The 24,459-nt window shown below is 74.4% G+C and carries 26 protein-coding genes; 17 read left to right on the top strand and 9 right to left on the bottom strand.

Annotated features, from left to right (window positions below; all coding sequences use genetic code 11):
- Window positions 1-82: 82 nt before the first annotated feature.
- The 10 genes from clsA to gcvP all read left to right on the top strand — a co-directional run bounded on the left by clsA (window position 83) and on the right by gcvP (window position 9,152).
- Entirely contained in the window at window positions 83-700 is a 618-nt protein-coding gene (gene clsA, locus BLS67_RS06430) for a cardiolipin synthase ClsA (RefSeq protein WP_242653860.1), read from the top strand.
- The gene (locus BLS67_RS06425; RefSeq protein WP_091241638.1) at window positions 697-1,635 is read left to right on the top strand and encodes a DUF881 domain-containing protein; all 939 of its coding nucleotides are present in this window, start codon (window positions 697-699) and stop codon (window positions 1,633-1,635) included. The genes clsA and BLS67_RS06425 overlap by 4 nt, the downstream gene beginning before the upstream one ends.
- Before the next feature lie 4 nt (window positions 1,636-1,639).
- Window positions 1,640-1,972, top strand: coding sequence for a small basic family protein (locus BLS67_RS06420; RefSeq protein ID WP_055768226.1), 333 nt, complete (start codon window positions 1,640-1,642; stop codon window positions 1,970-1,972).
- Between the two features lie 11 nt (window positions 1,973-1,983).
- Entirely contained in the window at window positions 1,984-2,850 is an 867-nt protein-coding gene (locus BLS67_RS06415; protein ID WP_207500351.1) for a DUF881 domain-containing protein, read from the top strand.
- Between the two features lie 13 nt (window positions 2,851-2,863).
- Complete coding sequence (gene gcvH, locus BLS67_RS06410) at window positions 2,864-3,268, top strand: glycine cleavage system protein GcvH (protein WP_091241634.1); 405 nt, start codon at window positions 2,864-2,866, stop codon at window positions 3,266-3,268.
- Between the two features lie 276 nt (window positions 3,269-3,544).
- Entirely contained in the window at window positions 3,545-4,063 is a 519-nt protein-coding gene (gene odhI / locus BLS67_RS06405) for an oxoglutarate dehydrogenase inhibitor Odhl (RefSeq protein WP_091241632.1), read from the top strand.
- 83 nt (window positions 4,064-4,146) lie between these two features.
- Window positions 4,147-4,824: a transcriptional regulator FtsR gene (gene ftsR / locus BLS67_RS06400; protein ID WP_242653859.1), complete on the top strand. Its 678-nt coding sequence runs from the start codon at window positions 4,147-4,149 to the stop codon at window positions 4,822-4,824.
- Window positions 4,825-4,895: 71 nt separating this feature from the next.
- On the top strand, window positions 4,896-5,387 hold the full coding sequence (locus tag BLS67_RS06395) for a bifunctional nuclease family protein (protein ID WP_091241626.1): 492 nt from the start codon (window positions 4,896-4,898) through the stop codon (window positions 5,385-5,387).
- A gap of 216 nt (window positions 5,388-5,603) precedes the next feature.
- Complete coding sequence (locus tag BLS67_RS06390; protein ID WP_479723811.1) at window positions 5,604-6,164, top strand: MerR family transcriptional regulator; 561 nt, start codon at window positions 5,604-5,606, stop codon at window positions 6,162-6,164.
- A gap of 24 nt (window positions 6,165-6,188) precedes the next feature.
- Complete coding sequence (gene gcvP / locus BLS67_RS06385) at window positions 6,189-9,152, top strand: aminomethyl-transferring glycine dehydrogenase (RefSeq protein WP_091241618.1); 2,964 nt, start codon at window positions 6,189-6,191, stop codon at window positions 9,150-9,152.
- 96 nt (window positions 9,153-9,248) lie between these two features.
- On the opposite strand, the gene BLS67_RS06380 is transcribed toward gcvP, so the two are convergent.
- Together BLS67_RS06380 and BLS67_RS06375 are read right to left on the bottom strand one after the other, a co-directional pair.
- The gene (locus tag BLS67_RS06380; protein WP_091241615.1) at window positions 9,249-9,650 is read right to left on the bottom strand and encodes a universal stress protein; all 402 of its coding nucleotides are present in this window, start codon (window positions 9,648-9,650) and stop codon (window positions 9,249-9,251) included.
- A gap of 11 nt (window positions 9,651-9,661) precedes the next feature.
- Complete coding sequence (locus BLS67_RS06375) at window positions 9,662-11,065, bottom strand: CitMHS family transporter (RefSeq protein WP_207500349.1); 1,404 nt, start codon at window positions 11,063-11,065, stop codon at window positions 9,662-9,664.
- Between the two features lie 186 nt (window positions 11,066-11,251).
- On the opposite strand from BLS67_RS06375, the gene BLS67_RS24710 reads away from it, so the two are divergent.
- Together BLS67_RS24710 and BLS67_RS06365 are read left to right on the top strand one after the other, a co-directional pair.
- Window positions 11,252-12,880 (top strand): sensor histidine kinase, encoded by a 1,629-nt coding sequence (locus BLS67_RS24710; RefSeq protein ID WP_091241609.1) that lies wholly within the window; start codon window positions 11,252-11,254, stop codon window positions 12,878-12,880.
- The gene (locus tag BLS67_RS06365; RefSeq protein ID WP_207500347.1) at window positions 12,877-13,551 is read left to right on the top strand and encodes a response regulator; all 675 of its coding nucleotides are present in this window, start codon (window positions 12,877-12,879) and stop codon (window positions 13,549-13,551) included. The genes BLS67_RS24710 and BLS67_RS06365 overlap by 4 nt, the downstream gene beginning before the upstream one ends.
- Here BLS67_RS06365 and BLS67_RS06360 read toward each other — a convergent pair.
- Together BLS67_RS06360 and BLS67_RS06355 are read right to left on the bottom strand one after the other, a co-directional pair.
- On the bottom strand, window positions 13,533-14,999 hold the full coding sequence (locus tag BLS67_RS06360) for an aminopeptidase P N-terminal domain-containing protein (RefSeq protein WP_091241607.1): 1,467 nt from the start codon (window positions 14,997-14,999) through the stop codon (window positions 13,533-13,535). The two genes, BLS67_RS06365 and BLS67_RS06360, sit on opposite strands and share 19 nt — an antisense overlap.
- Window positions 15,000-15,174: 175 nt before the next feature.
- Entirely contained in the window at window positions 15,175-15,591 is a 417-nt protein-coding gene (locus BLS67_RS06355; protein ID WP_091241603.1) for a VOC family protein, read from the bottom strand.
- 92 nt (window positions 15,592-15,683) lie between these two features.
- Here BLS67_RS06355 and BLS67_RS06350 point away from each other — a divergent pair, with 92 nt between their 5' ends.
- On the top strand, window positions 15,684-16,280 hold the full coding sequence (locus tag BLS67_RS06350) for a DinB family protein (RefSeq protein WP_091241599.1): 597 nt from the start codon (window positions 15,684-15,686) through the stop codon (window positions 16,278-16,280).
- Here BLS67_RS06350 and BLS67_RS06345 read toward each other — a convergent pair.
- A complete protein-coding gene (locus tag BLS67_RS06345) occupies window positions 16,256-16,726 on the bottom strand; it encodes a tetratricopeptide repeat protein (protein WP_207500345.1) in 471 nt (156 codons plus the stop codon). The genes BLS67_RS06350 and BLS67_RS06345 overlap by 25 nt on opposite strands.
- 50 nt (window positions 16,727-16,776) lie before the next feature.
- Here BLS67_RS06345 and BLS67_RS06340 point away from each other — a divergent pair, with 50 nt between their 5' ends.
- Entirely contained in the window at window positions 16,777-17,202 is a 426-nt protein-coding gene (locus BLS67_RS06340) for a VOC family protein (protein ID WP_091241596.1), read from the top strand.
- Between the two features lie 4 nt (window positions 17,203-17,206).
- Here the strand turns inward: BLS67_RS06340 and coaA are convergent, their stop codons facing one another.
- Window positions 17,207-18,169 carry a type I pantothenate kinase gene (coaA, locus tag BLS67_RS06335; RefSeq protein ID WP_091241965.1) on the bottom strand — a complete coding sequence of 321 codons (963 nt, stop codon included), beginning with the start codon at window positions 18,167-18,169 and terminating at the stop codon, window positions 17,207-17,209.
- Window positions 18,170-18,258: 89 nt separating this feature from the next.
- Between coaA and BLS67_RS06330 the strand changes: the two genes are divergently transcribed.
- Complete coding sequence (locus BLS67_RS06330; protein WP_091241593.1) at window positions 18,259-19,083, top strand: GNAT family N-acetyltransferase; 825 nt, start codon at window positions 18,259-18,261, stop codon at window positions 19,081-19,083.
- Here BLS67_RS06330 and BLS67_RS06325 read toward each other — a convergent pair.
- Both BLS67_RS06325 and BLS67_RS06320 read right to left on the bottom strand, forming a co-directional pair.
- Window positions 19,073-19,936, bottom strand: coding sequence for a serine hydrolase (locus tag BLS67_RS06325; RefSeq protein ID WP_165617499.1), 864 nt, complete (start codon window positions 19,934-19,936; stop codon window positions 19,073-19,075). The two genes, BLS67_RS06330 and BLS67_RS06325, sit on opposite strands and share 11 nt — an antisense overlap.
- Window positions 19,937-20,003: 67 nt before the next feature.
- The gene (locus tag BLS67_RS06320; RefSeq protein WP_091241586.1) at window positions 20,004-20,537 is read right to left on the bottom strand and encodes a YbhB/YbcL family Raf kinase inhibitor-like protein; all 534 of its coding nucleotides are present in this window, start codon (window positions 20,535-20,537) and stop codon (window positions 20,004-20,006) included.
- Window positions 20,538-20,641: 104 nt separating this feature from the next.
- Here BLS67_RS06320 and BLS67_RS06315 point away from each other — a divergent pair, with 104 nt between their 5' ends.
- Together BLS67_RS06315 and BLS67_RS06310 are read left to right on the top strand one after the other, a co-directional pair.
- Window positions 20,642-21,361 carry an HAD family hydrolase gene (locus tag BLS67_RS06315; protein ID WP_091241582.1) on the top strand — a complete coding sequence of 240 codons (720 nt, stop codon included), beginning with the start codon at window positions 20,642-20,644 and terminating at the stop codon, window positions 21,359-21,361.
- A complete protein-coding gene (locus tag BLS67_RS06310; protein ID WP_091241579.1) occupies window positions 21,358-23,727 on the top strand; it encodes a glycoside hydrolase family 65 protein in 2,370 nt (789 codons plus the stop codon). The genes BLS67_RS06315 and BLS67_RS06310 overlap by 4 nt, the downstream gene beginning before the upstream one ends.
- Here the strand turns inward: BLS67_RS06310 and BLS67_RS06305 are convergent.
- Complete coding sequence (locus tag BLS67_RS06305; protein WP_091241962.1) at window positions 23,716-24,411, bottom strand: M50 family metallopeptidase; 696 nt, start codon at window positions 24,409-24,411, stop codon at window positions 23,716-23,718. The two genes, BLS67_RS06310 and BLS67_RS06305, sit on opposite strands and share 12 nt — an antisense overlap.
- Window positions 24,412-24,459 lie beyond the last annotated feature (48 nt).

Genomic DNA, 24,459 nt, shown 5'->3' with positions numbered 1-24,459 from the left:
GGCCCGGGCACCCCGGTCCTGTCGGACCCGGGCACTAGCCTGGGTGCCGCCCTCGACGGGCAGGCGGACGGAGGGAGGGCGCGTGACGACGGCTGGCTCGCAGGACACCGCCCAGGTCTCCCGCGACGACCTGGGCGACCGGGTGTGGACCATCCCCAACGCGCTGTCGGTGCTCCGGCTGCTCGGGGTGCCGCTGTTCCTGTGGCTGCTGCTGGGTCCCCAGGCCGACGGGTGGGCGGTCGTCGTCCTCATGGTCTCCGGGGTGACCGACTGGGCCGACGGCAAGCTGGCCCGGGTGCTCGGGCAGTCCAGCCGGCTGGGGGCGCTGCTCGACCCGGCCGCCGACCGCCTCTACATCGTCGCCACGCTGGTGGCCTTCGTGCTGCGCGACGTCGTCCCGGTCTGGTTCGTGGCGGTGATCGTGGCCCGCGAGCTGCTGCTGGCCGTCGTCCTGCTGGTGCTGCGCGTCCACGGCTGGCCACCGCTGCAGGTGCACTACCTCGGCAAGGCGGCCACGTTCATCCTGCTCTACGCCTTCCCGGGGCTGCTGATGGCCGACGGCACCGGGTGGCTGGCCACCGTCATCGCACCGCCGGCCTACGCGCTGGCGATCTGGGGCGGGGCGCTCTACCTGGTCTCCGCCGTCCTCTACGTCGTGCAGGCCGTCGGCCTGGTGCGGCAGAGCCGGGCCGAGCGGTGAACCAGGCGCAGCAGACCTCCCGCACCCGGTCGCTGGGCGCCTCGCTGCTGGACCAGGTGCTGGCCGAGACCGTCGACCCGGCCTACGCCCAGGCCGCGGCGGCCCGGGCGGCCGGTCGCGAGCGGCCCCGGCGCACCCAGCGGGGGTGGCAGGCGCTGGTCGCGGTGGTCATGGTGCTGGCCGGCCTGCTGGCCGCGCTCACCTACAGCGAGGCCTCCGCGGCGTCACCGGCACGCGAGGAACGGCGCACGGCGCTGATCGCCGACATCGACCGCGAGTCGGCGGTCACCGACGACCTGGTGGCCGGCCTCGCGCAGCTGCAGACCGACGTCGGCACCGCGCGCGAGCAGGCGCTGTCGGCCACCACCGAGGGCCAGCAGGCCCTCGACGACCTCGCCGCGCAGGAGGCCGGCGCCGCCGCCGTGCCGGTGTCCGGGCCCGGCCTGGTCGTCCACCTGGGCAACGCGCTGCCCTCGGCCGACGACGACCCGGTGGCCACCGGCACCACCGACGACGAGGTGGACCAGGTGCTCGACCGCGACCTGCAGCTGCTGGTCAACTCGCTGTGGGCCGCCGGTGCCGAGGCGATCAGCGTCGACGGCCAACGGCTGGGCCCCACCACCACCATCCGGCAGGCCGGCGGCGCGATCCTGGTCGACCTCCGGCCCGTGACCAGCCCGTACGAGGTCCAGGCGATCGGCGACCCCGATGCGCTCAACAACGGGTTCCTCACCTCGCCCGAGGCCCGCTACCTGGTGGGGCTGCAGCTGACCTACGACTGGGTGTTCGACTTCGTCCGCAGCGACGACCTCAGCCTGCCCGGGGCCGGGAGCACCGAGCTGCGCTCGGCCCGGCCGGTCGAGGTCGCGCCCACCGGCGGCACGCCGGACGACGGCACCCCGGCTGCCGGCAGCACCACGGACGACGGAGACTGACCCGGTGATCCCCATCCTCGGCCTCGCGGTGGGCGTGGTGCTCGGCCTGCTGCTGGACCCCAGCGTCCCGGTCTGGCTGCAGCCCTACCTGCCGATCGCGGTCGTCGCCGCGCTGGACGCCGTGTTCGGCGGCATCCGGGCCCGCTTCGACGGGATCTTCGACGCCAAGGTCTTCGTGGTGTCCTTCGTGTCCAACGTCGTCGTCGCCGCCCTGATCGTGTTCCTCGGTGACCAGCTGGGGGTCGGCGCGCAGCTGTCGACCGCGGTGGTCGTGGTCCTGGGCATCCGGATCTTCGGCAACGCCGCCGCCATCCGCCGGCACCTCTTCCGGGCCTGAGGAGGCGACCGATGGCCGACGACACCCCCACCGCGCGCGAGGACACCCCGGCCGACGAGCCCGCCGCCACGACTCCTGCCGAGACGGCCGCTGCCGAGACGCCCGCTGCCGAGACGCCCGCTGCCGACACGCCCCCCACCGCGGGGACCACCCCGGCGGAGCCGGCTCCCTCGGTGTGGCACCTCATCCGGCACGGGCGGCGCGACCGGCTGGCCGCCGCCCTGATCGGGGTGCTCACCCTGCTGCTCGGTTTCGCCTTCGCCGTCCAGGTGCGCAGCACCGACAGCGACCAGACCTACACCGGCGCCCGCGAGGAGGACCTCGTCACCATCCTCGACAACCTCAACGCCCGCGAGAACCGGCTGCGCCAGCAGATCGCCGAGCAGCGCACCGCGCTCGAGCAGCTCAGCGACACCGACAGCCAGGCCGCGGCGGCGCTGGCCGAGGCCCAGCAGCGGGCCACCGAGCTGGGCATCCTCAACGGCAGCCTGGCCGCGCAGGGCCAGGGGCTGACCATGACGATCACCGACCCGGAGGGCAAGGTCTCGGCAGCCATCCTGCTCAACACGATCCAGGAGCTGCGCGGGGCCGGCGCCGAGACGATGCAGGTCGACGACGTCCGGATCGGGGTCAGCAGCGCGGTGACGGGGTCCGACGGTGCGCTGAGCATCGACGGGCAGGGCATCACCGCGCCCTACGTCGTCGTCGTGATCGGCGACCCGCAGGTGCTGGCCACGGCGATGGACATCCCGGGCGGGGTGAGCGCCACCGTCCGGCGGGTGGGCGGCGACGTCCGCATCGTCCAGTCCGACGAGGTGGTCGTCGACGCCCTGCGCCCCCTCGACGACCCCCAGTACGCAGAACCCGACGGCAACTGAGAGAAGGACGAGCATGAGCACGCCCGACGACCGCCGCTACACCGACCAGCACGAGTGGGCCCAGGTACAGGGCTCCGCGGGCGCGGCGACGGTGGTGCGCATCGGCATCACCGACCACGCCCAGGACGCCCTCGGCGACATCGTCTTCGTCCAGCTGCCCGAGGTCGGCGACGAGCTGACCGTGGGCAACCCGATCGGCGAGGTCGAGTCGACCAAGAGCGTGTCCGACGTGTACGCCCCGCTGGCCGGCACCGTGTCGGCGGTCAACACCGCCCTGGGCGAGGCGCCCGAGACGGTGAACTCCGACCCCTACGGCGAGGGCTGGCTGCTGGAGATCGAGGTCACCGGCGACACCGACGACCCCACCGCCGAGCTGCTGGACGCCCAGGCCTACCAGGCCCTGGTCGACCAGGGCTGAGCCGCGGCGGGTGCCCACCCCCGGGTGCCCCGCGTGCGGCGATCACTATGCTCGTCGGGAGTGATCCGGGGCGGTGCCCACCAGCGCCGCGACGGACCCACCCTCAGCCTCGACGTCCGGTTGACCCTCGGGTCGGCCGACTGGTTCCATGACCCCGGCCCGCCCGCTGACGCGGCGGCCGACCCACGACGGACCATCCGGTCCGTCGTCCGCCGGCCGGCCGCGGCCTGCACACGCAGTCCGCGGCGGTGCCGCCTGCTCACCGGAGGAGACACCGTGCACTGCACTCGCTGTGGACACCAGAACCCCGAGGGCAGTCGCTTCTGCGCGCAGTGCGGCTCGGCCCTCTCCCCGGAGCGGGTGGGCGAGTCCACCAGCGTGATCCCCAAGGTCGGCGGCGAGGACTCCGGCGAGGCCCCGGCCACCGGCGAGACGCCCCTGGACGCCCACGCCGGCGCCGTGGAGTCCCTGCCCGCGGGCTCGGCCCTGCTCGTGGTCAAGCGCGGCCCGAACGCGGGCAGCCGCTTCCTGCTCGACCAGGAGGTCACCACCGCCGGTCGGCACCCCGACAGCGACATCTTCCTCGACGACGTGACCGTCAGCCGCCGGCACGTGGAGTTCCACCGTGAGGGCGGTGGCTTCACCGTGCACGACGTCGGCAGCCTCAACGGCACCTACGTCAACCGCGAGCCGGTCGACGTGGCGTCGCTGGCCGGTGGCGACGAGGTCCAGATCGGCAAGTTCCGGCTGGTCTACCTCACCGGCCCGCGCACCGGCGACCCCGTCTCGTCGTGACCGCGGCGGCCCGGTCCGGAGCACCTGAGCCGGCGTCCGGGCCGGGTGCGGGCGACAGCCGGCCCCGGTTCACCATCGGCGAGGTGCTCGCCGACCTGCGCGACGAGTTCCCCGACGTGACGATCTCCAAGATCCGTTACCTCGAGGGCGAGGACCTGGTCCACCCGCAGCGCACGCCGTCGGGCTACCGCAAGTTCTCCACCGCCGACACCGACCGGCTGCGCTTCGTGCTGGCCGCCCAGCGCGACCAGTACCTGCCGCTGCGGGTGATCAAGGAGCAGCTGGACGCGCTCGACCGGGGTGAGACCCCGGCGACGCTCCCGGTCCGCCCCGAGGTCCCGGCGCCGGCACCGGTGCCGGCCGCGGCCTCCGAGCAGGGCGAGCCGATGACGGCGGCCGAGCTCGCCGCCGCCGCCGACCTCGACGACGCCCAGCTGGCCGACTGCGTGCAGTACGGCCTGCTCAGCCCCGGCGCCGACGGCCGGTTCCCGGCGTCCGCGCTGGCCGTCGCCCGGGCGGCCGGCGGACTGGCCCGGCACGGCATCGAGCCCCGGCACCTGCGGGTCTACCGCACCAGCGCCGAGCGCGAGGCCGCGCTGGTCGAGCAGGTCGTGGCCCCGGTGCTGCTGGCCCGCTCCGAGGACGCGCACACCCGGGCCACCGAGCAGCTGCGCGACCTGGGTGCGCTGTCCGCCCAGCTGCACACCGCGCTGCTGGAGGCTCGGCTCCGCGAGGTCCTCGGGCCCGACGCCGGGGTCTGATCCCCGGCGTACGTTGTGATCGACCGTCCGGCCCGCGGGGCCGGTCCAGCACCGACCGGGGGAGGCCCAACGTGCAGGAGCTCAGAGTGGTCGGTGTCCGGGTCGAGCTGCCCGGCAACCAGCCCATCCTGCTGCTGAAGGAGACGCAGGGCGAGCGCTACCTGCCGATCTGGATCGGCGCGGTCGAGGCCGCCGCCATCGCCTTCGAGCAGCAGGGGGTCCGGCCGGCGCGGCCGATGACCCACGACCTGCTGCGCGAGGTGGTCACCACCCTGGGCGCGAGCCTGGAGGCCGTGCACATCACCGAGATGAAGGACGGCATCTACCTGGCCGAGCTGGTCTTCGGCGACGAGCGGACCGTCAGCGCCCGGCCGTCCGACGCCGTCGCGCTCGCCGTGCGCACCGGCGCCCCGATCTACGGCGCCGAGGCCCTGCTGGACGAGGTCGGCATCGAGATCCCGGACGAGCAGGAGGACGAGGTCGAGAAATTCCGCGAGTTCCTCGACCAGGTCAGCCCCGACGACTTCTTCGGGCCCTCGTCGGAGTCCGACCAGACACCCTGAGTGAGCGGTCCGTGACACCGAGCCCATCGCAGGTCACGGTCAGGTCACCCTCCGGGGTGAGCTGCTCGACACGCCGCCGGTCGCGGTTGACCGGCCTACCGCCCGGGCCTACCTTCGACGAATCACCCCGGTGCAACTCCGAGCGTCCAGCTCGGTGGCTGCGCGGGGCGCCGGCCGGGTCTCCGGATCGGGCCGCACGACGAGGAGGACGCTGACGTGGGCGACGGCAACCAGGGCCAGCTGTTCACCGACGCGGCAGTGGGTGCTCCCTCCTACGACGAGGCCGACAGCGAGGCCTTCGGCTACCGCGGCCCCACCGCGTGTGCGGCCTCTGGCATCACCTATCGGCAGTTGGACTACTGGGCGAGAACAGGTCTCGTCGCCCCGTCCGTGCGCACCGCCACCGGGTCGGGCACCCAGCGCCTCTACAGCTTCCGCGACATCCTCGTGCTCAAGGTCGTCAAGCGGCTGCTGGACACCGGGGTCTCGCTGCAGAACATCCGCAAGGCCGTCGACCACCTGCGCACCCGCGGGGTCAAGGACCTCGCGAACGTGACCCTGCTGTCCGACGGCGCCACGGTGTACGAGTGCACCTCCGCCGAGGAGGTCGTCGACCTGCTGGCCGGTGGCCAGGGCGTGTTCGGCATCGCGGTCTCCGGCGCGCTGCGCGAGCTGACCGGTGAGCTCGCCGAGCTCCCTGCCGAGCGCCTGGACGGCGGTCCGGTCGACGCCGACGACGAGCTCTCCGCCCGCCGCCGTCGGCGCGCCTCCGCGTAACGCGCAGCGGGTACGTTCGGGGTCGTGGTCGACCCCTTCCTCCCTTCCCTGGCCGATCTCCAGCCGCAGGGGGCCTTCGCCGCCCGGCACATCGGTCCCCGGCCCGACGACGTGGCCCGCATGCTGGCCGCGGTCGGTCAGCCGACGCTATCGGCCCTGGTCGACGCGGCCGTGCCGGAGGTCGTCCGCGACCGCGCCGAGCTCGACCTCCCCGCCGCACAGGGCGAGGCCGAGGTGCTGGCGGCCCTGCGGGAGCGGGCCGCGGCGAACCAGGTCTTCACCTCGATGATCGGCCTGGGCTACTCGGGCACCACCACCCCGGCGGTCATCCAGCGCACCATCCTGGAGAACCCCGCCTGGTACACCGCGTACACGCCCTACCAGCCCGAGATCAGCCAGGGCCGGCTCGAGGCGCTGATCAACTTCCAGACCACCGTGGCCGACCTGACCGGGTTGCCGGTGGCCGGTGCCTCGATGCTGGACGAGTCGACCGCCGCGGCCGAGGCGATGACCCTGGTCCGTCGGGCCGGTCGGGCCAAGCCGGACTCGGTGTTCGTGGTCGACGCCGACACCCTGCCGCAGACCCTCGCGGTGCTGCAGACCCGGGCCGAGCCGTTGGGCATCACCCTGCACGTGGCCGACTTGTCCGCGGGCTGGCCGGCCGACGTCCCCGCGGCCTTCGGCGTGCTGCTGGCCTACCCGGGCGCGTCGGGCGCCGTGCGCGACCACCGGGCCCTCGCTGCCGCCGCGCACGAGGCCGGCGCCGCGGTGGTCGTCGCCGCCGACCTGCTGGCGCTGACCCTGGTGGAGGCACCGGGGGAGTGGGGTGCCGACGTGGCCTGCGGCACCACGCAGCGCTTCGGCGTCCCCATGGGTTACGGCGGGCCGCACGCCGGCTACCTGGCGGTGCGCGAGGGCCTGGCCCGGCAGCTGCCCGGCCGGCTGGTCGGGGTCTCGGTGGACGCCGACGGCGACGTCGCCTACCGGCTGGCCCTGCAGACCCGCGAGCAGCACATCCGCCGGGAGAAGGCGACCAGCAACATCTGCACCGCGCAGGTGCTGCTGGCCGTCATCGCCGGCGCCTACGCGGTCTACCACGGGCCCGAGGGCCTGGCGTCGATCGCGGCCCGCACCCACCGGTCGGCCACGACGCTGGCGAGCTGGCTGCGGGCCGGTGGGGTGGACGTCGTCCACGAGCACTTCTTCGACACCGTGCTGGCCGCGGTCCCCGGCCGGGCGGCCGAGGTGGTCGCCGCGGCGGCCGAGCGCCGGATCAACCTGCGGCAGGTGGACGCAGACACCGTCGCCGTCGCCTGCGACGAGACCACCACCGTGGCCACCCTGCGCGACGTGGCCTCCGCGTTCGGGGTCGAGCCGGGCGGTCTGGACGACGTCGCGGACGCGCTGCCGGCCGGCGTCCGCCGCGCGACGCCCTACCTGACCCACCCGGTCTTCCACGCCCACCGCAGCGAGACCGCGATGCTGCGCTACCTGCGCTCGCTCAGCGACAAGGACCTCGCGCTGGACCGCACGATGATCCCGCTGGGCTCCTGCACGATGAAGCTCAACGCCGCCACCGAGATGGCCGCCATCACCTGGCCGGAGTTCGCCGGCCTGCACCCGTTCGCCCCGGTCGAGCAGGCCCGCGGCTACGCGCAGCTGATCGACGAGCTGTGCACCGGGCTGGCCGAGATCACCGGGTACGCCGCGGTCAGCGTGCAGCCCAACGCCGGCTCGCAGGGCGAGTTCGCCGGGCTGCTGGCCATCCGCGGCTACCACCACGCACGGGGCGACGAGCAGCGCGACGTGTGCCTGATCCCGTCGTCCGCGCACGGCACGAACGCCGCCTCGGCGGTGATGGCCGGCATGCGCGTGGTCGTCGTCGCGTGCGACGACCAGGGCAACGTCGACGTCGCCGATCTGCGGGCCAAGGTCGAGCAGCACGCCGACCGGCTGGCCGCGCTGATGATCACCTACCCCTCGACGCACGGGGTGTTCGAGACCGCGGTCGGCGACATCTGCGCCGCGGTGCACGACGCCGGCGGCCAGGTCTACGTCGACGGCGCGAACCTCAACGCGCTGGTCGGCCTGGCCCGTCCCGGGCGGTTCGGCTCCGACGTCAGCCACCTGAACCTGCACAAGACGTTCTGCATCCCGCACGGCGGCGGCGGGCCGGGGGTCGGTCCGATCGGCGTCGCCGAGCACCTGGTGCCCTTCCTGCCGGGGCACCCGCTGGTCGAGACCGGGGGCCAGGGCCCGGCCGTCGCCGGCGCGCCTTTCGGGTCGGCCGGCATCCTGCCGATCTCGTGGGCCTACCTGCGGCTCATGGGCCCCGACGGTCTGCGGTCGGCCACCGAGCACGCGATCCTGGCCGCCAACTACGTGGCCGCGCGGCTGCGCGAGCACTACCCGGTGCTCTACACCGGCGCGCACGGGCTGGTGGCCCACGAGTGCATCCTGGACATCCGCGGCATCACCAAGGCGACCGGCGTGACCAACGACGACGTCGCCAAGCGGCTGGTCGACTACGGCTTCCACGCCCCGACCATGAGCTTCCCGGTCAACGGCACGCTGATGGTCGAGCCGACCGAGAGCGAGGACCTCGGCGAGCTCGACCGGTTCGTCGACGCGATGGTCGCCATCCGCGGCGAGATCGCCAAGGTCGAGTCGGGCGAGTTCGACGCCACCGACAACCCGCTGCGCAACGCCCCGCACACGTTGGCGATGCTGGCCCGCGACTGGGCCAAGCCCTACTCCCGGGAGACCGCGGTGCACCCGCTGCCGTCGCTGGTGGGCCGGTACTACCTGGCGCCGGTGCGTCGCATCGACGGGGCCTACGGCGACCGCAACCTGGTGTGCTCGTGCCCGTCCCCGGAGGCCTTCGAGGACGTCGAGCCGACCGCGGTCCCGAAGGCCGATGCCGACCCCGAGGGCGTCGGCGAGACCGAGACCGCCGGCGTCGACCGCGAGGTCGTCGCCCAGGCGTAGCCGCGCCCACCCACCCCGGCATGGGAGCCCGTGCACCCGGTTCCGGCGCTCCAGAGCGGGTGCATGGGCTCCCATGCCGGGGTGGTGGTGCGGGGGTCAGCCGGGCGACTTCACCGTCACGACCGGGCAGTGCGCCTCGGCGATGACCCGCATCGCGTTGCTGCCCAGCAGGAACTTCATGGTCACCGAGCGGCGGCGCACGGGCAGCACCACCATGTCGGCGTCCTCCGACAGGTTGATCAGCGCCTGGGCGACGTCCTCGGGCTGCTCGTGCAGCACGTAGTCGACCCCGGCGGCCGCGGTGGCCGACTCGACCAGCTCGCGGGTGGCGACCGACAGGTGCACCGGGGCGCTGGGGGTGTCCCCGGTGCTGGGCACCAGCACGGCGGTGGTCTGCAGGCGGGCGGCCCGCTTCAGACCCCAGGTGAGGGCGGCGCTGCCCTCGGGACGGTCGTTGACGGCGATCACGACGGGTGCGGTGACGACGGGTGCGGTCATGGCGCGGTTCCTCAGGCGTGGAAGGGGACGACGCCGACGAGCAGCGCCACGGCGAGCATGGACAGCGAGCACAGGGCGGCCCGCCAGATGACCTTCTTGTGGTGGTCGGCCAGGTCGACCTTGGCCAGCGAGATCAGCAGCAGCATCGCGGGGACCAGCGGCGAGGTCATGTGCACCGGCTGGCCGATGATCGAGGCCCGGGCCATCTCCAGCGGGGTGATCCCGTAGTTGGCCGCGGCCTCCGACAGGATCGGCAGCACGCCGAAGTAGAAGGCGTCGTTGGTCAGGAAGAACGTCAGCGGCATCGACAGCACCGCGGTGATCGTGGCGAAGTACGGGCCCCAGCTCTCGGGGACGACGTCGACGATCCAGCTGGCCATCGCGGTGTCCATGCCGGTGGCGGACAGCACGGCGACCAGCACCGCGGCGGCGAAGACCATGGCCACGACCGCCACGATGCTCGAGCTGTGCTCCTTGATCCGCTCGGCCTGCTCCGCGGGGCTCGGGAAGTTCACGACCAGGGCCAGGGCGGCGAAGAGCATGAACACGAAGAACAGCGGGACGACGTCCATGCCCAGCAGCACCAGCAGCGCCACGGTCAGGGAGGCGTTGAACCACAGCAGCTTCGGGCGCAGCGAGGCGCGGTTCGGGTCCAGGCCGGCGATGACCGGCTCGTCGGGGGTGTCGTCGGGGGTGTGGCCGCCGTCCCCGGCACCGCCGGTGGGTCGCTCGACGGGACGACGTCCGCCGCCGGGCCCGCCGGTGACGAACGCGCCGACCCCGGCCAGCTCCTGCTCGCGCACCTGGGTGAGCGAGATGCCCTTCTTGGCCAGCCGGCGACGCTCGCCCAGACCCATGAGGACCGACAGCACGAGGACCATGGCGAACCCGGCGACCATGCTGGGCACCATCGGGTTGAACAGCTCGGTGGGGGAGACGTCCAGGGCCGTGGCGGCGCGGATGGTGGGCCCGCCCCAGGGCAGGATGTTGAACACGCCGTTGGCCAGGTTCGCCGCGACGGTCAGGGTGACCGGCGACAGGCCCATGCGCAGGTAGATGGGCAGCATCGCCGAGACGGTGATGATGAAGGTGGTCGAGCCGTCGCCGTCCAGCGAGACGACGCCGGCCAGCAGGGCGGTGCCGATGACCACCCGCACGGGGTCGTCGCCGCAGAGCTTGAGGATGCCCTTGATCAGCGGGTCGAAGAGGCCGACGTCGATCATCAGGCCGAAGTAGATGATCGCGAAGAACAGCAGGGCGGCCGTCGTGGCGAAGCCGCCGATCTGCTCCTTGACCGCGTCCCCGACGTCCAGGCCGGCGCCGGCGATGACCGCGAAGGTCACCGGGACCAGGATCAGCGCGACCACGGGGGACAGCCGCTTGGTCAGGATGAGCGCCATGAACACGGCGACCATGCCGAATCCGAGTAGTACAAGCATCGTTGCTCCGTCTGCTGGTGCGCCGGCCCCGATCGGGCCCGCTGGGGTGTGACGGACGTTATGGGCGTGGTGCGGGTCACCCGGGGTTGCTCGCGAACTGATCCGTTGTCCGCGAAGAACTACTTCTGCGCGTTCTGCTCACCCCACGGGTAGCCTCCGCTCGTGCACCCGCGGCGCTGGTCGTTCACCCGCCAGACGCTGGCCGTGCTCGTCCTCCTCGTGGTCGCCGTCCTGGTCGTCGCGTTCGGCGGCTCGGCCTGGGTGCTGCAGCGGCAGGTCACCGACGACGCCGGCCGGCTCGCGCTCGCCATCGCCCGCAGCGTCGCCGAGGACGACGTCGTCCGGGCCGGCGCCGAGGCTGCCAGCGACGCGCCCGCACCCAGCACCGACGCCGACCGGGCCGCCCTGGTCGACGGCGCGGTGCAGGTGGCGGCCGAGGACGCCCGGCTGCGCACCGGTGCCCTGTTCGTCGTGGTCACCGACGACCGCGGGCTCCGGCTGGCCCATCCCAGCCCGGACCGCCTGGGTCTGCTGGTCAGCAGCGACCCCTCGATCCCGCTGGCCGGGGGAGAGGTCGTCGAGGAGGACTCCGGCACGCTCGGCGAGGCCGCCCGGGCCAAGGTGCCGGTGCGTGCCCCGGGGTCCGACCGCGTGGTGGGCGAGGTCAGCGTCGGGGTGGCGGTGGCCGAGGTGGACCGGCTGGCGCGGGACGCGATCCTGCTGGCCGCCGGCACCGCCGTCCTCGCGCTGCTGGGCGGCGTGGCCGGTGCGGTGCTGCTGGCCCGCCGGCTGCGGCGGCTCACCCACGGCGTGCAGCCCGAGGAGCTGGGCGGGCTGCTGCAGGGGCACGAGGCGGTGCTGCGGGGGATCGGGGACGGCGTGGTCGCGGTCGGGCCGGACGGTCGGGTCGTGCTGGCCAACGAGGAGGCGGTGCGGTTGCTGGGCCGCCCGGTGGCGCGGGGCGACGCCACCGACGACTGGCCGGCCGGGTTGCGCTCGCTGGTGGCCGACCCCGACCCGGCCCCGTCGCTGACCGTGCTGGGGGACCGGGCGCTGCTGTGCTCGGCCCGCCGGGTGAGCCGCGACGGCCGCGACCTGGGCGTGGTGCTGACGCTGCGCGACCGCACCGACGTCGAGCTGCTCACCCGCCAGCTGGACGCCGTCGCCGAGGCCGGCACCGTGCTGCGCGCGCAGCGGCACGAGTTCGCCAACCGGCTGCACCTGGTGTCCGGCCTGCTCGACACCGGCTTGACCACCGAGGCGGCCGACTACGTGCACGAGCTGCTCGGCACCGGCCCGCTCGGCGCAGCGGTCGAGGGCCTGGACACCGTCGCCGACCCGTACCTGCAGGCGTTCCTGGCGGCCAAGGCGGCGCACGCCCGGGAGGGCGGGGTGCAGCTGCGGCTGGGCTCGGTCGCCGTCGGCCGCCGGCTGGTGGACCCGGTCGACGTCACCACCGTGCTGGGCAACCTGGTGGACAACGCGGTCACCGCGCTGGCCGGCCGGCCCGACGGGGTGGCCGAGGTCGACCTGGTCGAGGACGGCGACGCCCTGGTGGTCGCGGTGGCCGACAACGGCCCCGGCGTGCCACCCGAGCTGGGTGACCGGGTGTTCGAGACCGGCGTGACCACCCGCCCCTCCGGGGAGGGCGGCATCGGGCTCGGCCTGGTCCGCCAGGTGGCCCGCGCGCGGGGTGGTTCCGCGGTGCTGGGGTCGGCCGGTGGGGACGGCGGGCTCGGCGGCGCGGTGTTCGTGGTGCGGCTGCCCGGGGTGCTGGAGGAGGAGACGTGAGCGATCTGCTGGTGCTCGTGGTGGACGACGACTTCCGGGTCGCCGAGCTGCACGCGCGGGCGGTGGCCGCCGTCCCGGGGTTTGCCGTCGCCGGGCGGGCCGGCAGCCGGGACGCCGCCCGAACCGCCGTCGGGGCGCGCCGGGCATCCGGGGCGCCGCCGTTCGACCTGGCGCTGGTCGACGTCTACCTGCCCGACGGGTCCGGGATCGGGTTGCTCCCCGAGCTGGGGTGCGACGCGTTCGTGCTGTCGGCGGCGACCGAGCCGCCGACGTTCCGCGCCGCGGTGCGGGCCGGGGCGCTGGCCTACCTGGTGAAGCCGTTCCCGGAGCGGGTGCTGCAGGCGCGGTTGCGCTCCTACGCCCGCTACCGGCGGGTGGTCGACGACGTCCCCGAGGTCGACCAGGACACCGTCGACGCCGCACTGCACGCCCTGCGCGGCGAGGGGGCGGCGCCGCGGCCGGCGGCCAGCGCGACCCGTGACCTGCTGCTGCAGGCGCTGCGGGCGGCCGGGGAGCCCCGGTCGGCCGCCGAGCTGGCCGAGGCGACCGGGGTGTCCCGCGCGACGGCGCAGCGGCACCTGTCGGCGCTGGACGCCGACGGCCGGCTGGAGCTGGAGTTGCGCTACGGCACCACCGGCCGCCCGGAGCAGCGCTACCGGCCGAGGGGCTGAGCCTGCGCGTCGGCCATCCACGCGGTGAGCTCGTCGGCGTCGGTGGGCAGGGCGTCGGACAGCACCCGGGCCGCGCCGTCGGTGACCACGAGGTCGTCCTCGAGGCGGACGGCGACGCCGCGCAGCTCGTCGGGCACGGTGCGGTCGTTGACCTGGAAGTAGAGGCCGGGTTCGACGGTGAGGGAGTGCCCGGGCTCGAGCACGGTGGCCAGGTACTCGGAGCCGTCGAGCGCCGCGCAGTCGTGCACGTCCAGGCCGAGCAGGTGGCTGGTGGAGTGGAGGGTGTACCGGCGGTGGGCGCCGGCGCCGGGGCGGGCGAGGTCCTCGTGCAGGGCGTCGTCCGCGGTCCAGGTGATCAGGCCCCACCGGTGCAGGTGGTCGGCGAGCACCCACTGCGCGGCGTGGTGGGCGGCGAGGAAGGGCCGGCCGGCGCGAACCTCGGAGATGCCGGCTCGGTGGGCCTCCCGCACCGCGCCGTGCACGCGCCGCTGCACCGGCGTCCAGGTGCCGTCGACGGGGAAGGTGCGCGTGACGTCGGCGGTGTAGAGCGAGGTGGTCTCCACGCCCATGTCCGCGAGCAGCAGCTGGCCCGCGCGGATGTCGCCGTCCACGGGGGCCCAGTGCAGGGAGGTGCCGTGGCTGCCGGCCGCGACGATCGAGGAGTAGCCGACGTCGTTGCCCTCCAGCCGGGCCCGGCGCCAGAAGGTGCCCTCGAGCCACCGCTCGCCGCGCCGCCCGTCGCCGGCCAGCAGGCCCGGGAGCTCGCGCACGACGTCGGCGAACCCCCGCGCCGTGGCGGCACAGGCCTCGGCGAGGCGCTCGACCTCCCAGTCGTCCTTGACCGCACGCAGCCGGGCCAGCGTGGTCGCCAGCTCGGGGTCACCGGGGCCGAGGTCGGGGTCGATGCCGCCGAGCACCCGGACCTCACCGGCGGCGCGGAGTGCGGCGGCGAGCTCGGTGCGGGGCCTCGCGTCGACCTGGAGCCGCGCGGCGGTGCCGGCGGCCGAGGGGACTCCGCCGACCCAGAGGGCGCCCTCGCGACGGTCGGTGACGTAGGTGAGCGTGCCGGGCCCGGCCGACGGGGGGAGGTAGATCGTCGCGGTGCCGTCGGGGGCCAGGAGGAGGACGGCGCCTTCGGCCTGGTCCCCGGTGAGCCAGGTGTAGGCGCTGGCCGGCCGGAAGCCGTACACCGTGTCGTTGGCCCGCACCGGTGCCGTCCCGGACTGGACGACGACGGCGCGTCCCGGCAGCGCGGCCAGCAGGCGGGCGCGGTGCGCAGCAGCGGCGGCAGCGGCTCCCGGGTGCGCGGGATGCGGGGCCTCCGGCTCGGGGTCCCACCCGTCGGCCAGCGTCGTCTGCACCCAGGACCCGAACGCCTGGTCGTGCGGCGCGCGCCGGGTGGCGTCGGGGACGGTCGGGGTGCTCGCTGCGTCGTCGGTGGAGCTCATGCCGACAGTCTCCTGCGCGCGGCTGCCGGCTCAGCAGGGCGGTGGGTCTTCTGCGGGGCGGGCCGAGCGGTGCAGCTCGGGTACGGGGTTTCTGCCCTCTCCGGGGCGGTCCGGAGGGCGGGAACCCCGGAACGGGGCAGCGAGACCGGGGGACGCGGCTGCCCCGCTGACCGGATCAGCCGGGCGCGGCGACGAAGACGCAGAAGGGGTGGCCGGCCGGGTCGGCGAACACGTACAGCGGCTCCGCGGGGTCGTCGCTGCGGTCGAACCGCAGCTCGGCACCGAGCTCGAGCGCGGTGTGCAGCACCTCCTGGAGGCTCTCGACGTCGGGGACGGAGCAGTCCAGGTGCAGCTGCATCGGGACGTCGTCCGCGGGCCAGGTGGTCGGCGTCAGCCTCGCCACCTGCTGGAAGGCGAGCTGCGGTTCACCGCCGGGACTGCGCAGCACCAGCCACTCCAGCTCGTCGGGTCCCTCGGCGGGCGGTTCGTCCCCCGGGCGGTAGCCGTAGCCCAGCAGCTGACGGTAGAACTCGGCCAGGGCGCGGACGTCGGTGCCGTCGAGCACCACCTGTCGGACGGTCGGGACGATCACGGCAGCTCCTCGGGGACGTCGGGGGACGACTCCACCGTGCACCCGGGGTACGACACCGTCGACCTCCGCACGCTTCGGTGCCAAGGTGGGGCATGGCCTACGGATCACCGGAGTTCGACTGGGACGTGCTCACCCGCCCGGACGTGTCGTCGCTGGTCACCGGCCAGCTGGGCTTCTCCTGGCTCGACCTGCACCAGCACCTGCAGGACCTCCCCGACGACGAGTACCTCTGGAAGCCGGCGCCCTGGGCGCTCTCGATCGCACCGCGCGGCAAGACCAGCCGCCGCAAGGTGGGTGCGGGGGAGTGGGTCGTCGAGTGGCCCGACGGCCCCGACGACCCCGGCCCGCGCACCATCGCCTGGCTGGTGGCGCACCTGGTCGAGGCCTACACCGAGCGCTGGGAGTGGACCTTCGGCGGGCACACCAGACGGCGGGACGACATGGTCCTGGCCCACCCGACCGCCGCGGCAGGCGTCGCCGCGCTGCAGGAGGCGGTGGAGGCGTGGCAGCGCGACGTCGGCGCGCTCACCGCCGACGAGCTCTGGACGGTCGGCCGCAGCCAGGCCACCCCGATCGACGCCCAGGCACCCTTCGCCCACCTGGTGCTGCACCTCAACCGGGAGCTGATCCACCACGGCGCCGAGATCACCGTGCTGCGCGACCTCTACCGGGCCAGCTCCTCGGCGTAGGCGGCCAGCGAACGCCGGTAGCGGGGCACGTGCGGTGCCAGCGCGCCGAGGGCGACCCCCAGCGCCTCGCGCTCCCGCCCGGCGTCGGCCAGGCACAGCGCGAGGAACGCCCGGACGGCGTCGTCCAGGTCGTCCGACGTGCGCTCCAGCTCTGCCCGCAGCAGCTGCGCGCCGTCCGCCGGGCGGCCCAGGTTCCGGTAGGAGCTGGCCAGCTGGACGGCGGCCTCCCGCCGCCGCACCCCGGTGAGCCCGCGCCGCAGCGCCTCCTCGTAGCGGGGGACCGCCTCCTCGGGATGACCTGTCGAGTCGTGGGCGCCGGCGAGCTCGAACAGGCCCGAACCGTCCCCGGCGGGGCAGATCTCCGCCAGCGCGGCCATCCGGTCCACGAAGCCGGGGGCGTCGACGTCCCCGGCCCACACCTGCGCCACCTGCTGCTCCCAGTCCACGGACGACAGGATGCCTCGAAACCGTCGGTGCCCCGTGCCAGGGTCGGGGCATGAGACCGGTCATCACCCTCATCACCCTCGGCGTCGCCGACCTGCCCCGGGCCCGGGCGTTCTACGCGGCGATGGGCTGGCGCGAGTCCAGCCAGTCCCAGGAGGAGGTCGCGTTCCTGCAGGGCACCGGCACCCACCTGGGCCTGTGGTCGCGCGCCCTGCTGGCCGAGGACTCCGAGGTGCCCGACGACGCCGGCGGGTGGGGCGGCATCACGGTGGCCCACAACGTGGGGTCACCGGCCGAGGTCGACGCCGTCCTCACCGAGGCCGCGGCCGCGGGTGGTTCGGTGCTCCGCCCGGGGTCGGCCACCTTCTGGGGCGGCTACAACGGGGTGTTCGCCGACCCCGACGGCCACCGCTGGGAGGTCGCGCACAACCCCGCCTGGCCGCTGGACGACGCCGGTCGGGCCCATCTGCCCGACTGACCGCTCACAGCTTGCGGAGCAGCACCCGCTTGACCGAGTGGTCGGCCGCCTTCTGCAGCACCAGCCGGGCCCGCGAGCGGGTGGGCGCGATGTTGGTGCGCAGGTTCGGCCCGTTCACCGCCGCCCAGATCCCGCGGGCGGTCTCGGTGGCCTCGGCGTCGGTCAGGTCGGCGAAGCGGTGGAAGTAGGCCTCCTCGTCCTGGAACGCCGTCCGGCGCAGGGCGTGGAACCGCTCGACGTACCACTGCTCGACGTCGTGCTCGCCGGCGTCGACGTAGACGGAGAAGTCGAAGAAGTCCGACAGGAACACCTCGGGCACCTGCCCGTCGGCCCGGTTGCCGGCCTGCAGCACGTTGAGGCCCTCCAGCACGAGCACGTCGGGCCGGTCGACCACCTGCACCTGGTCGGGCAGCACGTCGTAGGACTGGTGGGAGTAGAGCGGCGCGGTCACCGACCCCCGCCCGCCCTTGACGTCGGCCAGGAACCGGAGCAGGGCCCGGCGGTCGTAGGTCTCGGGGAAGCCCTTGCGCCCCAGCTGGCCGCGGGACTCCAGCACCGCGTTCGGGTGCAGGAACCCGTCGGTGGTCACCAGGTCGACCCGCGGGGTGTCCGGCTGGGCGGCGAGCAGGGCCTGCAGCAGGCGCGCTGTGGTGCTCTTGCCGACCGCGACGCTACCGGCGACCGCGATCACGTACGGCACCTTCGCGGTGCTGGTGCCGAGGAACTCCGACTGCACCGTCCAGAGCCGCCGGCTGGCGGCCACCTGCAGGGCCAGCAACCGGGCCAGCGGCAGGTAGACGGTGCGCACCTCGTCGAGGTCGATCCGGTCGCCGAGGGTCGCCAGCCGGGCCAGCTGCTCGGCGTCCAGGGGCAGGTCCTGGCCCTCGGCGAGGGCCCGCCACTGACCACGGTCGAAGGCCGCGTACGGCGAGGGATGGCTCCGCGGGGCGACCGTCACGGCGACCATGGTGCCGTCGGCACCCCCACCCACCTCGCCCGGGTGGCCCGCAGCCCCACCGCCGGGTACGTCCGCCGGTGCGCGTCTAGGGTTCGGGTGTGCCGACGCGACCGGGTCTGCTCGACCGCATCGAGCAGTACTTCGCCCTCTCCCCGCTCCCGGAGACCCCGGTGCGGCGGGTCGGCGGGCTCGACGTCCCGGTCGGCTCGGCGGAGTGGCCCTACCCCGCCCGCCCGCACCCCGGTGGCGGTCCGGTCGGCCCCACCGACGTCGAGGACGCCCTCGCGCTGCAACGGGCCTCCGGCATGCCCGAGGCCCTCGAGTGGTTCGCCGAGCGCAACCCGGGGCTGGGCCACGCCGCCCGGGCCGCCGGGCTGAGCGTCGACGAGCTGCCGCTGCTGGTGGCCGTCGACGACGTCGAGGTCACCCTCCCCGAGGGGGTCCGCTTCTACCTGGTCGGCGCCGACGACCCCCAGCTGGCCACCTACCAGCGGTTGGCCCAGCTGGCGTTCGCCACCCCGGCGGGGGCCACCGCCGGGCCCATCTCCTCCTCGCCGGGTGCTGCGCCCGACCGGCTGGTCGACCCACCGCAGCCCACCAGCGTGCTGCGCGAGCGGATCGCCGACGGGCGCACGGTCATGATGATCGCGGTCGAGGACGGCGACCCCGTGGCCGTCGGTTCGCACCAGCCCGTGGACGTCGACGGCACCGGCACGAGCGAGATCGCCGGGGTCGCCACGCTGCCCCGGTTCCGCGGTCGCGGCCTGGGCGCCGGTCTCGCGTCGGCCCTGGTCGAGCACGCCCGGGAGTCGGTGACGACGGTCTTCCTGGCCGCCGGTGACGACGACGTCGCCCGGGTCTACGAACGGGTCGGGTTCGCCCGCATCGGCACCACCCTGGTCGCCGAGCGCGTCAGCGACTGATCGCGGTGGCCGCCGCGTCGACCGCGGCCCGGGCCACCGACCAGTCGACGTCGGCGGGGAAGCTGGCCAGCAGCACGACGACCCGCCCGTCCTGCAGCCCGACGGAGTGCAGGTAGCGCTGACCCGCCACGCAGCACATCCAGCCCTGCTTGGCGGCGACGTCGGCGGACCGGGTCGGGCCCAGCAGCCCGAAGGACTGGTCGAACCCGTCGGCCCCGACCGGCGTGGCCTGCGCGAGCAGCTCGAGCAGGAGGTCGGCGTCGTCGGGGTGCGCGCGGTCGGGCAGGTCGGCCAGGAACGTCGCGAGGTCGGCCGCCGACGTCGTCGCCGACCCCCAGGCACCCGGGTCCGGCGTCGGGGGAGCGGTGGCCCGCAGCCCGTAGCGGGCCGCGACGTCGACGACCACCGCAGGGCCGTCGTGGGCCACCCACAGCTCGGACGCGGCGGTGTCGTCCGACGTCGTCAACATCGCGGTGATGCGGGCCAGGTCGAGCTCGGGCACGACGGTGCCCGCCGTGCGGGCCGCGCTCAGGATGCCCTCGGCCAGGTACAGCTTGACCAGCGACGCGGTGGGGACGGGCGCGTCCACGTCACCGGCGGTCGACGGGGCCGCCGTCCCCCGGTGCCCCGCGCTGGACGAGACCGGCCGCGGCGACGGGCCGACCAGCGCCACCAGCGACCCCGTGCCGCCGAAGGCGGCCAGGGCGACCGTGGCCGGCGGGACGACGGCAGCAGTCCGGCCCGGGACGGCGGGTGCGGTCAGCACCGGGGTGGGTGCCGGGACGGCGGGGGCGGCGCTCGCCGCGTCGGCCTCGACGAGCAGGCCGGCGACCAGCACCGCAGCCACCGTCATCGAGCGTCCGCCCCACCGGCCCATGAGTCGTGCACTACCCGGTCGCGGGCACGCCGGAACCCTCGGGTCAGGAGACCTCGTAGGTGGGCACCAGGGTCGCGCGGGCCAGGGTGTGGCTGAAGAGGTTGAAGCCCAGGAAGGCACACGAGCCCTCGGCCGGCACCCCGAGGTCGTCGGTGTCGAGGGCGTGCACCACCACGTAGTACCGGTGCGGTCCGTGCCCGGCCGGGGGAGCGGCGCCGACGAAGCCGGCGAACCCGGCGTCGTTGCGGAGCTGGACGGCGCCCTCGGGCAACCCGCCGTCCGCGGCGCCCGACGGCAGCTCGGTGACCGAGGCCGGGATGCCGGTGACGGCCCAGTGCCAGAAGCCGCTGGCCGTGGGGGCGTCGGGGTCGTACACGGTGACGGCGAAGCCCTTGGTGCCCTCGGGGAACTCCGACCAGGACAGCTGCGGCGACCGGTCGTCGCCGTCCAGACCCATCTTGCCGCTGACCTGCTCACGGTCCATCGGCTGGCCGTCGCGGACGTCGGTGCTGGTCACCGCGAACTCGGGCACCTGCGGCAGGAAGTCGTAGGGGTTCGGCGGGGTGGGACGGGACATCGGGTGCTCCTCCGGCTCGACAACTCGGTCGCACCCAACCTAGGAGGAGGAGGCGTGGCCCGCTCGGCAGGTGATCGCCGGTGACCGGCCGTACCGTTCCGCACGTGCTGGGACTACCCGAGACCATCCGTGGCTGCCTCTTCGACCTCGACGGCGTGCTCACGCAGACCGCGACCGTGCACCAGGCGGCCTGGAAGCGGACCTTCGACGAGTTCCTCCGTGACCGCGACCCGGGCGCCCGGGAGTTCAGCGACGAGGACTACCAGCGCTACGTCGACGGCAAGCCGCGCGCCGACGGCGTCCGGGACTTCCTTGCCTCCCGGGACGTCGAGCTGCCCGAGGGCTCCGCGGACGACGGCCCCGACGCGCAGACCGTGCAGGGCGTCGCCACGCGCAAGAACGACCTGGTCCAGGCCGAGATCGACGAGCACGGCGTGACCGTCTACGCGGGATCGGTCCGCTACCTGCGTGCCGTGAAGGACGCCGGCCTGCCGGTGGCCGTCGTGACCGCCTCGGCCAACGGCGAGAAGGTGATCGCCGCCGGCGGGTTCGCCGACCTGGTCGACGCCCGCATCGACGGCGTCGTCACCGCCCGCGAGGGCTACCGCGGCAAGCCCGCCCCGGACACCTTCCTGGCCGGTGCCCGCGCGCTGGGCCTGGAGCCGGGGGAGGCCGCGGTGTTCGAGGACGCCCAGTCCGGGATCGCCGCGGGGAAGGCCGGGCACTTCGGCCACGTCGTGGGCGTGGACCGCGTGGGGCAGGCCGAGCAGCTGCGCGAGCACGGTGCGGACGTCGTCGTCACCGACCTGGCCGAGCTCCTGTGACGGAGGGCCGGACCCACTTCCCGATCGAGCCGTGGGCGCTCACCGAGACGTCCATCGACCACGACAGCCTCGGGGTCAACGAGTCGGTCTTCGCGCTGGCCAACGGGCACATCGGCATGCGCGGGACCCTCGAGGAGGGCGAGCCCTCCGTCGTCCCGGGCACCTACCTGAACGGCTACTTCGAGGAGCGGCCGCTGCCCTACGCCGAGGCCGGCTACGGCTTCCCCGAGGAGGGGCAGACCGTCGTCAACGTGACCGACGGCAAGCTGATCCGGCTGCTGGTGGGCGACTCCCCGCTGGACCTGGACTACGGGCAGATCATCTCGCACGAGCGCACCCTCGACCTCCGGGCCGGCGTGCTGCGCCGCTGCACGCAGTGGCGCTCGCCCAACGGCCGCACGGTCGAGGTGCTCAGCACCCGGCTGGTCTCGCTGACCCGCCGCGCGATCGCCGCCATCCGCTACGAGGTCCGCTGCACCGACGACGGCGGCGACCTCTACGTGGCCATCCAGTCCGACCTGCTGGCCAACGAGGTGATCGAGAACTCCGGCTCCGACGACCCCCGCGCCGCCGCCGCGCTGCGCAAGCCGCTGCAGTCCGAGCTGCACACCGGCCGCGGCCGGCACGCCGTCCTGGTGCACCAGACGAAGACCTCCCGGCTGCGCATGGCCGCCGGCATGGACCACGACGTGCTGATCCCCGACAGCGCCAGCGAGGACCTCGAGGTCTCCGCGGACCTCGCCCGCTACACCCTCGCGGCCCGGCTGCCGGCGGGGGAGAAGCTGCGGATGGTCAAGTACCTGGCCTACGGGTGGTCCTCCCGCCGGTCCTCGGCCGCCGTCCGCGACCAGGTGGAGGGTGCGCTCAGCGTCGCCAAGCTGGCCGGCTGGGACCGGTTGGCCGCCGAGCAGCGTGAGCTGCTGGACGGGCACTGGGCGCAGGCCGACGTGACCATCGAGGGCGACGACGAGCTGCAGCAGGCCGTGCGGGTGGGCATGTTCCACGTCCTGCAGGCCGGGCTCCGCGCCGAGCGGCAGCCCATCCCGGCCAAGGGCCTGACCGGTCCCGGCTACGACGGGCACGCCTTCTGGGACACCGAGACCTACGTGCTGCCGGTGCTCACCTACACCGCACCCGAGGCGGTGCGCGACGCGCTCATCTGGCGCTGGTCGACCCTCGAGCTGGCCCGCGAGCGCGCCGCCGTGCTGGGCCAGCGGGGCGCGGCCTTCCCGTGGCGCACGATCCGGGGCGAGGAGACCAGCGGCTACTGGCCGGCCGGCACCGCGGCCTTCCACGTCAACGCCGACATCGCCGACGCCGTCGTCCGGTACTGGCACGCCACGCACGACGAGACCTTCGACGCCGACCACGGCACCGAGATGCTGGTCGAGACCGCCCGGCTGTGGGCCTCGCTCGGCCACCTGGATGACGGCCGGGGCTTCCGCATCGACGGCGTGACCGGTCCCGACGAGTACACCGCCGTGGTCGACAACAACGTCTACACGAACCTGATGGCGCAGCGGAACCTGCGCGAGGCCGTCGCCGCCGTGGGCCGCCAGCCTGGGGTCGCCGGCCGCCTGCAGGTCACCGACGACGAGCTCGCCGTCTGGACCGAGGCCGCGGAGAAGATGCGCATCCCGTTCGACGACGAGCTCGGCGTGCACATGACCAGCGAGGGCTTCACCCGGCACCAGGAATGGGACTTCGAGGGCACCCCGCCCGAGAAGTACCCGTTGCTCCTGCACTACCCCTACTTCGAGATCTACCGCAAGCAGGTGGTCAAGCAGGCCGACCTGGTCATGGCCCTGCACCTGCGCGGGGACGCCTTCACCCAGGAGCAGAAGGTCGCCGACTTCGCCTACTACGAGGCCCGCACGGTGCGGGACTCCTCCCTGTCGGCCGCGCAGCAGGCCGTGGTGGCCGCCGAGTGCGGGCACCTGCAGCTGGCCTACGACTACTGGGGCGAGGCGGCGCTGACCGACCTGCAGAACCTGCACGGCAACTCCGGGCACGGCCTGCACATCGCCTCGCTGGCCGGTGGCTGGACGGTCGCCGTGGCCGGGTTCGGCGGCATGCGCGACCACGACGGCCGGCTGACCTTCGCCCCCCGGCTGCCCCCGCAGCTCACCGGGCTGGGGTTCCGGGTGGTCTACCGGGGCCGGTGCCTGCGGGTCCGGATCACCCAGGAGCAGGCGGTCTACCAGCTCATGGACGGCGAACCCCTGGAGATCGGCCACCACGGCGAGACGGTCACCGTCACGGGCGCCGAGCTGGTGCTCGACGTCCCGCCGGCCCCCGAGGTCGCCCCGGTCCACCAGCCGGCGCACTGCGCACCCCGGCGGCGAGGGCGCCCCTCAGGGCAGTAGCCACCGGACGGCGAGCACGAGCGCACCGACGTCGACCAGCAGGAACACCCCGACCCAGCACAGGCCCGGCAGGCCGGTGAGCCGGGCCAGCTGGTCGGCGTCGCTGTCCGGGGTGGGGCCACGGCGCCGCTTCGCCTGCAGCTCCCACACCGTGCGCGGCGCGGCCAGCAGGAGGAACCACACCACCACGTGCGCGAACGCCGACTGCCACTGCACCGGCAGCCACCAGGTCGCGGCGAACACCAGCGCACCGGTGACCAGCACCGACCACAGCCCGAAGAAGTTGCGGATCTGCAGCAGCAGCAGCGCCAGCAGGACCAGCAGCGCCCACAGCGCACCGATCGCGTGGCCGGCCGCCAGCAGCGCCGCGGTCCCGAGCCCGAGCAGGCCCGGGCCGACGTAGCCGGCCAGCGCCGTGACGACCATGCCCGGTCCGCGGGGCCGGCCACGGGAGACCGTCACCCCCGAGGTGTCCGAGTGCAACCGGATGCCGGCCAGCCGGCGACCGGTCAGCAGCGCGGCCACCCCGTGGGCGCCCTCGTGCGCGATCGTCACGGCGTTGCGGGTCACCCGCCAGGCGTCCCGCTGCCCGACCAGCACCAGGGCCACGACGGCGGTGGCGACCAGCCAGGGGAGGGGCAACGGGGGAGAGGTCGCGGTGACGCGGTCCCAGATCTCGCTCATCGCCGCCCAGCCGACCACACCGGACTGTGCACGTCGGTGCGCACGCGC

The sequence above is a fragment of the Klenkia soli genome, from assembly GCF_900103975.1.
GTDB classification, from domain to species: domain Bacteria; phylum Actinomycetota; class Actinomycetes; order Mycobacteriales; family Geodermatophilaceae; genus Klenkia; species Klenkia soli.
Note: the sequence above shows the minus strand (reverse complement) of the source record. Positions and strands in the feature narration are given on the sequence as shown.